The sequence below is a fragment of the Paenibacillus sp. GM2FR genome (genome assembly GCF_002803325.1).
Classification (GTDB): Bacteria; Bacillota; Bacilli; order Paenibacillales; family Paenibacillaceae; genus Paenibacillus_AQ; species Paenibacillus_AQ lautus.
The window spans coordinates 3,392,931-3,405,938 of record NZ_MKZM01000008.1 but is presented as its reverse complement, the minus strand read 5'-3'; the positions used below and the strand labels follow the sequence as shown (position 1 = coordinate 3,405,938).

7 protein-coding genes are annotated in these 13,008 nt (G+C 44.0%); 4 read left to right on the top strand and 3 right to left on the bottom strand.

What is annotated here, in order from left to right; genetic code table 11:
- The first annotated feature begins 3 nt into the window (after positions 1–3).
- From PAEVO_RS15345 to PAEVO_RS15330, 4 genes are all read left to right on the top strand, one after another.
- On the top strand, positions 4–2,613 hold the full coding sequence (locus PAEVO_RS15345) for a carbohydrate-binding protein (RefSeq protein ID WP_100538318.1): 2,610 nt from the start codon (positions 4–6) through the stop codon (positions 2,611–2,613).
- Positions 2,614–2,754: 141 nt separating this feature from the next.
- Positions 2,755–5,073, top strand: coding sequence for a glycoside hydrolase family 95 protein (locus PAEVO_RS15340; protein ID WP_100538317.1), 2,319 nt, complete (start codon positions 2,755–2,757; stop codon positions 5,071–5,073).
- A gap of 911 nt (positions 5,074–5,984) precedes the next feature.
- Positions 5,985–7,796, top strand: coding sequence for an ATP-binding protein (locus PAEVO_RS15335; RefSeq protein ID WP_100538316.1), 1,812 nt, complete (start codon positions 5,985–5,987; stop codon positions 7,794–7,796).
- Positions 7,796–9,724: an ATP-dependent nuclease gene (locus tag PAEVO_RS15330; RefSeq protein WP_100538315.1), complete on the top strand. Its 1,929-nt coding sequence runs from the start codon at positions 7,796–7,798 to the stop codon at positions 9,722–9,724. The genes PAEVO_RS15335 and PAEVO_RS15330 overlap by 1 nt, the downstream gene beginning before the upstream one ends.
- A 159-nt stretch (positions 9,725–9,883) precedes the next feature.
- Here the strand turns inward: PAEVO_RS15330 and PAEVO_RS15325 are convergent, their stop codons facing one another.
- The 3 genes from PAEVO_RS15325 to PAEVO_RS15315 form a co-directional block, all read right to left on the bottom strand.
- Positions 9,884–10,696: a hypothetical protein gene (locus PAEVO_RS15325; RefSeq protein WP_100538314.1), complete on the bottom strand. Its 813-nt coding sequence runs from the start codon at positions 10,694–10,696 to the stop codon at positions 9,884–9,886.
- A gap of 254 nt (positions 10,697–10,950) precedes the next feature.
- Positions 10,951–11,844, bottom strand: a complete 894-nt coding sequence (locus tag PAEVO_RS15320) for a carbohydrate ABC transporter permease (RefSeq protein WP_100538313.1) — start codon at positions 11,842–11,844, stop codon at positions 10,951–10,953.
- 19 nt (positions 11,845–11,863) lie between these two features.
- Positions 11,864–12,841 carry an ABC transporter permease gene (locus PAEVO_RS15315; RefSeq protein WP_100538312.1) on the bottom strand — a complete coding sequence of 326 codons (978 nt, stop codon included), beginning with the start codon at positions 12,839–12,841 and terminating at the stop codon, positions 11,864–11,866.
- Positions 12,842–13,008: the final 167 nt, after the last annotated feature.

Here is a 13,008-nt window from a genome sequence, read left to right as displayed (position 1 = left end):
TCAGTGCGTATTTATCCGTTCAAATTCTTCCAAAAGCCATTCATGCTATTCTTATCGATTCTGTTAGCGGGGGCTATGCTAGGCAGCTCCTTTGCTTCGGCAAAACCGCAGCCGCCGAGTCAAACGGCCGGAGGCATCCTTTCCTACGAGGCCGAGGCATCTCAGAACACGTTTACCGGCAATGCAGGAGCGGTCGATTGCGGCTTCTGTTCAGCCGGGCAAAAAGCCGGCAATTTGTACGGCGGCTCCACGCTGACGTTCAACGGGATTCAGGCCGATAAGGCCGGTATCTACAATATGAACATGTTCTACATCTCCGGGGATTCCCGCGCGGCTTCGATCTCCGTAAACGGAGCGGAGAAGGAGAACTTCAGTTTTCCGAAAACAGCAGATTGGAACACGATCGGCACTTATCAGATCCAAATCTATTTGAATCAGGGCAGCAACACGATTCTGTTCGATGATGCAGGCGGTTATTCGCCCGATTTTGACAAGATTGAGCTGACCTTTGATTCAGCCGGCGATGACGGATCAGGCCCTGATGGAAGCATTGGCGATTTAGGCAAGCAAAAGAAAGCCACGAGCTATGGCTCCATCACCCTAACCGAGTATGCCAACGGCTTCAAGGTGTCCAATCCGACGTATGAGCTGCTGTACAATACCTCGACCGGGTTGTCACAATACAATTGGAACGGCAAAGCGGTTGCCAAGGGGTTATACAGTGAGATCCAGCTCGACCGGATGGTTGCAAGCAAGGAATATAAACATCATAAATTCTATAAAAATCAAGTTGTCCCATTCCAGGATGCTACCGGCAAGGGCATCAAGGTGACGGTCGTGAATGAGGATGGGGGAATGCCATCGCTCAGCCAAATCTATTACGTCTATGAAGACGGGCCATATTTGCTTACGGAAACAGTCGCTACCCACAATTCCGCAATATCTACTGGGAATATCGCACCTATCGCGATGGAAGCGAGGGGCGGCATCGACATCGGCAGCTATGACGATAACCGGGTCCTCGTCGTTCCGTTCGACAATGATGCTTGGTCCAGATACCAGGCGAAGTCGATGAATACCGGCCTCAACAACGGTCTGTATGTCAGCTCGGAGCTGACGGCCATCTATGACAATACGAGCCGGAACGGCCTCGTTATCGGATCGGTGACGCATGACACGTGGAAAACCGGTATCTATTGGAGCGGCTCGAATGACAAATTGAACAAACTGCGCGTATATGGCGGATTTACGTCATCCACCTCCACATGGGACACGATTCCGCATGGAAAGGTAACGGGCAAGCAGATTGCTTCGCCGAAAATCATGGTCGGCTTTTTCGAGGATTACCGGACCGGGCTGGAGGAATTTGGCCAGGTGAATGCAGCGATCCAGCCTCCGTTAGCCTTTGGCGAGGACATTCCTGAAGGCGTTCCGGTCGGCTGGAACAGTTGGGGAGCTTATGCCAGCGATTTGAGCTTTGACAAGGCGGTTTCCGTCTCGAATTATTTTAAAGACCATATTCAGAACCATTCCTTCAACAATGAAGGCGATATCTACATCAATCTTGATTCCTATTGGGATAACATGACGGATCAGCAGCTGACGGATCTGGTTCAGCTCATTCATAGCAATGGACAGAAGGCCGGCATCTATTATTCGCCGTTCGTGTACTGGGGCAACAATATGGAACAGGAGGTCGAAGGGACCAACGGCAAATATAAATACGGCGATATCGTGCTGCGCGATTTGGAGGGCAACGTGCTGCCAACGCTGGACGGCGCTTATGCCGTGGATCCGACGCATCCAGGCGTGAAGCAGCGGATCGATTATTACATGAATAAGTTCAAGAGCAAGGGCTTCGAATATATCAAAATCGATTTTCTGAGCCATGGGGCAATGGAAGGCAAGCATGATGACCCTAGCGTTCAAACCGGCATCCAGGCCTATAACCAAGGGATGGCTTACGTGAATGAAGTGCTGGACGGCTCCATGTTCATCAGCGCTTCCATCGCGCCGCTGTTCCCCAGCCAATATGCGCACAGCCGCCGCATCTCCTGCGATATCGACGGCAGCATCGGCAGCACGGAATATCAGCTGAACAATCTCGCGTACGGCTGGTGGCAGAACGGAACGATCTACCATTATACCGATCCGGACTATATGCACTTGACCAAAGGCGGATCGATCGAAGGAGCGCAGTCTCGCGTCAATGCGGCCGCGATCTCCGGCACGGCCTTCCTGAATTCGGATGACGTAACGGATGCGACGGCACGGCAGTACATGGAAACGCTGCTGACCAACCGGGAAGTGAACGGGCTAGCGATGAAGGGCAAGGCGTTCCGGCCGGTAGAAGGCAACACGGGCACGCAGGCAGCGAACGTATTCGTGCTGGACGATCAGGGAACCCACTATGTTGCCGTGTTTAACTATACACAAAATGCGGCACAGCACACCGTGGATCTCGTTCGTGCCGGTATCGCTTCGGGAGAGGCGAAGTCTTATACGGTGACGGATGTATGGAGCGGCCAATCTCAGACCGTGTCTGGCTCTTCGCTGGATGTGACGCTTAAAGGGGCTGAATCCAAGCTTTATAAAATCGTCCCTAATCCATAACAAGAAGTCATCGATTCATCATGTTCATCTGCAAGTTCATCGCGCTTCTCGGCTCCATCCGGGGATCGCGATTTCTTGCTTTTGCTGTAAGGGTAGCGCTTGTCTCGATATTGGAAAATCAAATAAAGAGGAGAATACAACATGTCAGATATGAAGCTTTGGTATACGAAACCGGCCCAGGGCTGGTCGCAAGGGCTGCCGATCGGCAATGGCCGAATGGGGAATGTGGTGGTATCCACTCCTGACAGAGAGATATGGCATATCACCGAAACCACCTATTGGTCCGGCCGGCCGGAGCCGGCTCAAGGGCAAAGCAACAGCAAAGCGGATTTGGAGCAAATGCGGCAGTATTTCTTCCAGGGTGATTATCGCGAAGGCGATCAACTGGCCAAGAAGCACCTGGAACCGGAAAAATTGAATTTTGGCACCAACCTGGGACTATGCCAAGTCGTGCTGGAGTTTGATCATCACGTGAAGCCATCCGAAGGCGGGAGACAAGATGCAGCAGCTGAGCCGCTGTTCCATCGGGAATTGGATTTGGAGGAGGCGGTGGCACGTTCTTTTTGCGAGATCGATGGAGCGGAGATGACGCGAGAGGTATTTGCTTCCCATGCCGATCAGGTGATCGTTTCCCGGATTCGCAGCAGCCATGGCTCGTTAGGCGTGTCATTCCGTATTTCGATTCGAAGCGAGAATGGTCCTTTTCATGCTGTCGTTGCTGGGAATGGCAAGATCGAATTCCGGGGACAGGCGCTGGAAAGCGTACATAGCAATGGGGAGTGCGGGGTGTTATGCCAAGGTCAGCTGCGTGTCGTAACGGAAGGCGGGCAGGTGAGCTGCGCGGATGACACCATAAACGTGGCCGGAGCGGATGAGGCGGCGATTTATTTTGCGGTGAATACGGATTACCGTCAAGAAGGTGAGAGCTGGCGTGAGAAAAGCGCGTTGCAGCTGGATCAGGGTGTGCTGCTGGGATATGACGCGCTGAGAGCCAAACATCTGGCGGATTATCAGCCGCTGTATGCCCGTGTAAGCTTAGATCTGGGAAGCTCCGAGCATTCCAGTCTGCCTACGGACGAGCGGATCGGCAGGTTTAAGCAGGGCAACTGGGACGATCCGGCGTTGTTTGCGTTGTTTTATCAATATGGCCGGTACTTGACGATTAGCGGGTCACGACAAGACTCCATCCTGCCTATGCATTTACAAGGCATATGGAATGACGGCGAAGCCAACAAAATGGCCTGGAGCTGCGATTATCACCTGGATGTGAACACCCAGATGAACTATTTTCCGACGGAGGCCGCGAACCTGAGCGAGAGCCATGAGCCGCTCATGCGGTATATCCAGCAGCTATCGGTGGCCGGACGCTCGGCGGCGCGCCATTATTATGATGCCGAAGGCTGGGTGGCCCATGTATTCTCCAATGCCTGGGGATTTGCATCACCGGGGTGGGGAACTTCCTGGGGGCTGAACGTGACGGGCGGACTGTGGATCGCGACGCATATGATGGAGCATTACGCGTATAACCGCGATCAGGCTTTTCTGGAGGAGCTGGCGTATCCCGTTCTGAAGGAGGCCGCAGCCTTTTTCATGGATTACATGACCGTGCATCCGAAGTATGGCTGGCTGGTGACCGGTCCGTCGAATTCGCCGGAGAACAGCTTTTATACCGGCCATCCGGAGGATGGGCATCAGCAGCTGTCCATGGGCGCGACCATGGATCAGATCCTGGTTCGGGATCTGCTGGCGTTCTGCGTGAAGGCGGCACAGACGCTGGGCGTGGATGAGGCGCTTCAGCAGAAGTGGCAGACGGCGCTGGATCGATTGCCTCCGCTGATGATCGGCAAGAAGGGACAGCTGCAGGAATGGCTGGAGGACTACGAGGAGGCGCAGCCGGAGCACCGCCATCTGTCGCATCTGCTTGCACTGTATCCCGGCAGCCAAATCACCCCGCATCATACACCGGAACTCGCTGCGGCAGCCCGAGTGACATTGGAGAACCGCAACAGCCGGGTCGACCTGGAGGACATCGAATTTACTGCGGCGCTGTTCGGACTCTTCTACGCCCGATTGCATGACGGGGACCAAGCCGTGCAGCATATTGCCCACCTGATCGGGGAGCTGTGCTTCGACAACATGCTCACCTACTCGAAACCCGGCGTAGCAGGAGCCGAGTCCAACATCTTTGTCATCGACGGCAACTTCGGCGGCACCGCCGCCATTGCGGAAATGCTGCTGCAGAGCCACGAAGGCGAAATTCATCTTCTGCCCGCACTGCCGGCAATATGGCCGACAGGCAGTGTGACAGGGCTGAAGGCGAAAGGGAATATAGAGGTGGATATGAGCTGGGAAGATGGGAAGCTGGTTGAGGCGAGGGTGAAGGGGAATGAGAGTGGGAGTGTGAAGGTGTTTTATGGGGGGAGGGAGATGGGGGTGTCTTTGGTAAAGGTCGACAATTGATTTAAGACGGGTCTATTGTTTTAAACAAAATTAATAAATCAACTGTAGCTGCTCGATGGATTCTAACTCCGTTGTATGGAGTGTTAAATCTACATCGTAAGAGCGGATCGCTAAGCGGTATAGCAAAGATTAATTTCAGTTGCTAGTCTGCCATAAACAAAAGGGAAATAGTGTCCTTGTCCTGCCATAAATAAATATTCAGTTTATAGCTACGTGGTTGGTGCGCGAGGAAGGTTTTGTTAACCCGAGATGAGAAGACCCTTTTTAAGTATATAGTTATTCTTGCGTTTAATAATTCAAACGTACCTGTCTCATAGATCCGATGTTTGCGTGAATCAGTTATTATATAAACCTCTGCTAATGGATGAAGTGTACCTCCCCCTTAGAATAGAAATTGGAAGAACCCGTAGGTTTAACCGATAAAGATTCAAGGGGCATTTTTATGCTAATAATAGCAATGAAGAAATGAAAATATACCCCTTCAGATTAAAGTGTATTCCAAAGTGAAGAAATACAAGTTACTTAAAATGAAGGACGAGATGCTTAATTAAGCACCATTCCTTAGTAGTGTGTTAGGTTGTACTGAGATTATTTCATGCTGAGAATCTGTTCGCGGTAAAGAATTAATATCTTCAACTAACGTAGCAGGCAATTGGTAAATATTAACTTGTCGTATGACAGAGATAACTTAACTGGTTAGGCAGACAGGGTAATAGGATCAGATTAGAGCTTACAAAAAAAATTATTTTAGAGAAAATAATACATAGGTTAAAGGTCCTGGGTAATTGTAATTATTAATAGGGAGGTTTTTGTTGTTTATTGGCGAATACTGTTAAAGAAGCTAGTTTGATTAATTCAGATTTTTTGAATTCTGAAATTTCTCATAGTTTTTAATTGAAAGGTGGTACAGTATGGATATTCTAATGAAAGAACATCCCTTTGGTCAAATAACTTCAATTACGGGGATGAGTGTAACAATTGAAATCTATCAATCTGTGTTAACTGATAATTTAGAGCAGGAGAAGGTTATAGAAATTGGAGAAAATATCAAACTGAATGTTGGGACAGTCGGGGATATATTTCTTTTAGGTGGACCATCAACTCATCAAGTAATGCATTTCGGTATTTTTGAAGAAATAAAACTTGTTTCTACATTTGAACAAGATCCACATAATAATCAAATAAATGTAGAATTTAAAAATAAGGCGATTGCAATTGCAAAGGTAATCGGATACCAAGATTTAAAAGAAAAGAATATGCTTAAATTTATGCGTGGTGCTGGGCATTATCCTAAATTTAATGCAAAATGTTATTTATTGACTCCAGAAGAAAAAAAGCAACTTTTTTCTTTGGACGAGGGTACTGGGATTGCAATCGGCAGAGCATCTGGAGTTCAAGATGAGGAAGTATCTATTCATATTGATAAATTTTTAGGTAAACATTCTGTAATTTTAGGCTCTACAGGCTCTGGTAAATCATCTACAGTTGCAAGTATTATGCAAAATGTCTTAAAAACTCACCGATATAGTCATATTGTATTTTTTGATCCACATGATGAATATGACACTGCTTTTCCTGACAAACGAGGAAGTTATAAAGTAAATAAAATAAATGCAAATGATCTAAATATTCCTTATTGGTTATTAAACTTTGATGAATTTCAATCTATATTTCTTGGTGAAGTTGATCCCTTTAAAAATAGCAACGGAATTCGTATCCTTAAGGAGATGATCGTATCAATTAAAGAACAAGAGCATGAAATGATAATAGATACCGTTGGAGAAATTTCTAAAGCTAATATTAACGCACCGCTTTATTACTCCTTCGAAGATTTATTGCCCAAGTTGATTAAGTTAAATAAGAGAACTATTTGGAACTCGGATAACGCACCAGCTATAAATAATGAAACAGGTGAGTATTTACCAAGTTCAGGGAATACTAACATTGATAGAAATGGTAAAAATGATAAGGTTCATCAGGACAAAAATTATTATGGTGAATTAGATCAAGTCATTGAGAAATTACAAAGTGTGTTTTCAGATAGAAGATATCAATTTCTATTTTCAAAAGATAAAAATGACTCAACTTCGTTTTATTCATTTATGGAAAGTTTATTGTCAGTTTCCACTGGTGTTAGGTCAACTCAACTTACAATAATTGATTTATCAACTCTCCCTTCAGAAGTATTGCCAATAATTATTGGAGTTGTATCTCGTTTATGTTTTGAATACAAGTTATGGGATCCCAATCCCAAAAAACTTCCACTATATCTAGTGTTTGAAGAGGCACATAATTACATACCAAAAGAAACCACATCTACTACAAGACTTCCTAAAAAATATTTATCTAGGATTGCAAAAGAAGGACGTAAATATGGAATTAATCAGTTAATAGTAAGCCAGAGACCATCTGATTTATGTGAAACAATTATATCGCAGTGTTCGAATTTTTTAGTTATGAGAGTCACGAATCCGAATGATCAAACTTTCATCAATCGAGTGCTCCCTGATCATTTAAACTCGTTATCAAACATGATCCCTTTTTTCCAAAATGGAGAGTGTTTAATTGCAGGAGAATGTGTAACCATCCCAACTAAGGTTATCATTACTCCGCCTATCCCTGAACCAAATTCGAGTGATGTTAAGTTTAGTTCAGTTTGGAAAAAGAGACTTATTAACTATAATGTTCAGGATACAATTCATCGTTGGTGGGATGTTAACTAATGTCATATTTTATCAGAAGGATTACCGTTGAACATTTTAGAGGCTTGAAGGATCGTCAAGAAATTCTATTAGCCAAGATAAATCATGCAACATTTATTATTGGACCTAACAACTCTGGAAAATCTCTATTGTCTCGCTTAATTCGAGTGTTTCAATATAGTATTAATGGCGTGCAAAATAATACAATGAGATTTTTGGCAGAAAAAATAACAGATAATGACTTTTATAACTTAGATACTAGCAAACCTATTAAAATGGAATTTACAATTGACAAAAAAATGTTGATTCAGTATAACGATCCAAATTTAAATAAAATAGCTGGATTCGATGAAATTGATATGGTAATACAAGTTCACAAGTGTAATAAACAATATTTAGGGAACGTCTGTTTATCTATAAGTGGAGTACAGTCTCATAATTGTTTTAATAATAAACAAATACTTGATGTACAGTTTAACTCAGAGTTTTTAACAAAATATAACGTTAAAGACGAAGAAGTATTGAAAATATGCAATACCTTATATAAAGCTTTTCAAGAAAATGTGCTTGTGTTTGATCCTATTAGAGCGTTTGATCGTGCTGGGGAAGACACCCTAACAGTAAGTGGTCTTGAGCTTGTAAATTGGCTAAATGAAAAAGAGCATCCCTCTGAAAAAAGGATTGCTAAAGGAAAAGTACAGGAATATATCGAAAAACAGCTTCATTTAGATTCACCTGTAGCAGTTTCAGCGAATGTAAACCAAAAGGAACTGATTTTTACTTTTGAAGGGAATTTGGAGCTATCGTCTAGAGAAGTCGGAACTGGCTACACTATGTTGTATATTCTATTAATGGAACTAGTTCGAAATGATAAGAAACTAATAATTATAGATGAAATTGAAAGTCATCTACAACCAGGACTTGTAAGAGAAGTTATGAAGATAATAAAAAAAATTGGAAATGCCCAATTTATTGTTTCTACTCATTCCCCTATTGCAATTGAAACAGCTACTGAAGATGATTACTTATATCGTTCTCAAAAAAACCTTGGAGTATGCTCCTATATTGGGTTCTTCAGGCACTTAGAAATGGATTCTTCAGGAGCAAAGATTGCAAGAGAAGTTTGTAATGAATTAGGAGTGCTACCCGGAGATGTTTTATTAAGTAATAGCATTATTTGGGTGGAGGGTCCATCTGAAGTCTTCTGGCTAAGAGCATGGATAAAGGCTTATTGTGAATACATGATTGCTGAAGGAAAATTAGATACGTATTTACTTGAGGGACTTCATTACTCATTGCTTATGACTGGTGGTAGTACAATTTCCCATTACTCCTTTGGAGAAGATGTGTACTCTCTACAAGATATTGAAGAAGACACCCTTTTAAAAGTACTAAAAGTAAATCCTAATCCTTTTGTTATGATTGATTCTGACAGTGTTAAAAAAACATCAAAAAAGTACCAAAGATTTATAAGAATTGCAACTGAGTTGAACAGACAGAATAAAACCCATGCCTTATTAAAAAATAAGACTTTGGAAGAGGAGAATATAGAGAGTCTATACAACGAAATCCCTAATTTTTGGGTTCTTGCTGGTAGAGAACTTGAAAATTATGCTCATCCTGATTTACTGAAATCCTTTTATTCAAATAGAGAAAAACATCATGCATCTAAAATACAGGGTACTGCGTCTGTAACGGACTGGAATGTATATTCCGCTACTGAAGGTGCAGGAAAAATACTTGAAAATCGTGGCCTTCACGGCATATCTACTGAGAGTGGTTCAGTAAAACAAAAAGATGAACTAGCAAGATTTGTATATAACAACTTCGAAGTTAAACATTTACTAAAGCAAAGCATTGTGCCGCATCCCGATCCTACAATGATTGATGATCTACTTAATGGTTTAAATAAACTTGTTAAATATATAAGAATGGTGAATTGCCTGTAGGTTATATAAACTTGTAGTCATTAGGAGTAAGTAACACTAACTTTAAGGAATAAAATGTTCAATAAAAGAGCTTCGACTGATGATACCAACCGAAGCTCTTTTTGCAGTGATTTAGTGTCTTATAATCTTTACTTGAAAGTAATACAATATACATAATCGTTATTGAACTTTTTCTAAAAATCCTTCTAAACTCTTTTCGTTATAGTGTAAAATAAGATCATATGCTACTCCGGAAGAAAGAAAAATAGAAAGGATACAAAAAACAACGATAATTGCTGAAGTACTTTTGGGTGCTTTAACAAACATAGCAGTATGTCTTATGAAAAAGGCTGAAATTTTACCACCTTTAGAAATGTATGAGTTTACTGAAAACAAATGTATAAGTAACAAAAGCATAAAAATATTGGGAATAATCATTATAAAAAGTCCAAGTGCGTAGTATGCCACTTTGAATAGTAGAGTAATATTATCAGCTGCTAAATCTTGAGATTTCATAAGCCATGCAGTTAAAAGGTCTGAAATTATCAATAAAAATATTAGGCCTGTCCATCCTTGATTTAATTTGTCATATTGATTATCACGATACAATTTTAGGGTTATAGTACAAATGCTTAGGAAACTTGCTATTGCAAACAATATAAGCCAGTTGATTAGATCACTATGATATCTTGTATATAATGTTAACCCAATAATAGCTAATATCCATATAAAGGAATTATCTCCGTTTGTATTTGAAATTGTGGTATTTTTTTGCTGATTAGAATTATTGTTTTGTGCAGAATTTTCGTTGATAACAAAGACTTGCTGAACGATAATAAGAATTTGCTGAAATGAAGTATGGTTCTGTATTAAGCTGCCTTCTTTCTTTTTGGGAGTAAAGATTAAACTTAGTACAACCCCTAAGATGCAAAAAATTAAGCTCGAAATTAAGTTCCCTACATTGTCAAAAAAGTAATTAGTGAATTGATCCAAGCAGTAAATCCCCCTCAAGACTCATTAAAGTTCTCATAATACTTACAAATTGTGACATGTTTAGTATACCGTGAAATGGAGATATTTACTAGGGAACTTGAGGGATCACACTCGCTTTATAATTTCTTCTGAGTTATCATTTTTCTAATCTGTGGTAGAGTCTTTCTAAGAAATTTACACAAGATTTATCCCATTAACTCAAACCGAGCCTTTACCCTCCCGGGTAAGGGCCCTCTTCATTTCCCAACAAAAATCTAACTCTTTATAGCCCCCATCATAATCCCCTTCACAAAATACCGTTGTACAAACGGATACACCATAATGATCGGCAGCGTGGCGACCATGGTCACCGCCATTCGGATGCTCTCGCTGGAGACGGGGATCCGCTTGGAGCCCTGCGCCAGCTGCTGGGCGTCGGACATCATGCCGGCGGTTTGGAACTGGTTGAGGATTTTGACGAGGACGGCCTGCAGGGTCTTCAGTTCCGGCTTGTAGGTATACACATAGGAGTCATACCAGGAGTTCCAGTGGCCGATGGCCAGGAACAGGCCGATCGTGGCGAGCACCGGCACGCACAGCGGCATGATGATGCGGAAGAACGTCTGCAGGTCGTTCGCGCCGTCGATTTTGGAGGATTCCTCGATCTCGCCGGGGATCTGCTCCATGAAGGTGCGCACCAGAATCATCAGGAATATGCCGATTAAGCCAGGGAAGATGTAAACCCAGAAGGAGTCGATCAGCCCCAGGGATTTGATGATCATATACGTCGGGATCAGTCCGCCGCCGAAATACATCGTGAACACAAAGAAGAAGGAGAAGTATTTCCATCCAAAGAGATTGCGCTTGCTGAGCGGATAGGCGAGCAGCGTGATGAAGAAGATGGATACTGCGGTCCCGACGATAGTACGCAGCACGGTAATCTTAATGGCGCTCCAGATTTCCGGGTTCCGGAAGATGGTCAGGTAGCTCTCGATGGTTGGCACGCGCGGCCAGAAGTACAGGTTGCCCCGCATCGTATCGGTTGCATCGTTCAAGGAGATGACCAGGATGTTCCAGAACGGATAGAAGGTCACGAGAAAGATGCCGGCCAGGAACAGGTATAAAGAGGCATCGAAGATACGCTCGGGCACGGTTTTTTTGCTTAACATGGATGTACCTCCTTATGGTTTAGAATAGGGACTGCCCGTTCAGCTTCTTCGCCGTATAATTGACGATGACTACGATGATGAACGCGACCACGGAGCTGAACATGCCGACGGCAGCCGCATAGGAGAACATGCCGTTCTGGATACCGTAGCGGAACGAATAGGTGGACAGGACGTCGGAGTAATCCCGCGTCAGGTCGTTGCCGAGCAGGAAATGCTGGTCGAAGCCCGCGTTCAGGATGCCGCCAAGCGCCAGGATCAGCAGAATGACAATGGTTGGCTTCAGGTGGGGCAGAGTGATGTAACGGATCTGCTTAAAACGGTTGGCGCCGTCGACCTTGGCCGCTTCATAGAGCTCCTGGTTGATCGACGAAATGGCCGCCAAATACATGATCGAGCTGTAGCCCATATCCTTCCACGTATTGCCAAGCGCGACGATCCACCAGAAGTACTTGCCGTTCTGCAGGAATAAAACGCTTTCATCGGTAATATGGAGGAATTTCAACATGCCGTTAATCGCGCCGTCCGAGGAGAGCAGGGTCACGATGATGTTGGCCGCGATAACCCAGGATATGAAATAGGGAAGATAGGAGGCGGTTTGCACCGTCTTTTTGAACTTCACATTCTTGATCTCATTAATTGCGATGGCGATCAGGATCGGCATCGGAAAGGAGAAGAGCAGCGTGATCAGCGTGGAGGCCAGCGTATTTCGCATGACGATCCAGAAGTCGCCGTTGTTGAAGAAGTAACGGAACCACTCCAGGCCGACGAACTCGCTCGAAAACAGGGTCGACCAGAAGCCGCCGAGCGTCGGCTGGTAATTGACGAAGGACATGTATAGACCAACCATGGGCGTATACGCAAACACAATGGCCCAGATCAGTCCGGGCAGCATCATCAGGAATAAATACTTCTGCTGCTTCAGCATGGCCCAGCGGCTTTTTCGATGAGGACTCAAGCTCAAGTCACTCCGCGTCTGTAAGGTTGTAGCAGGTTTCATATGGGGCACCTCGCATCTCAAGTTAACTCAAATTATAAGACTCCGAAAAAATGAGTGTCGATATGACAATGTAACGAAAGATGCTTGAAAATAACTTACATTGTTTGTTCCCATAGTTAAAATAACGAAATCGCTATAATATTAAGGGATAAAGCCGACACAGGGGG

Excerpts from the sequence above, each read along its gene's own strand:
- PAEVO_RS15340 (WP_100538317.1), top strand. The coding sequence starts at position 2,755 with ATGTCAGATATGAAGCTTTGGTATACGAAACCGGCCCAGGGCTGGTCG.
- PAEVO_RS15335 (WP_100538316.1), top strand. The coding sequence starts at position 5,985 with ATGGATATTCTAATGAAAGAACATCCCTTTGGTCAAATAACTTCAATT.
- PAEVO_RS15330 (WP_100538315.1), top strand. The coding sequence starts at position 7,796 with ATGTCATATTTTATCAGAAGGATTACCGTTGAACATTTTAGAGGCTTG.
- PAEVO_RS15320 (WP_100538313.1), bottom strand. The coding sequence starts at position 11,844 with ATGTTAAGCAAAAAAACCGTGCCCGAGCGTATCTTCGATGCCTCTTTA.
- PAEVO_RS15315 (WP_100538312.1), bottom strand. The coding sequence starts at position 12,841 with ATGAAACCTGCTACAACCTTACAGACGCGGAGTGACTTGAGCTTGAGT.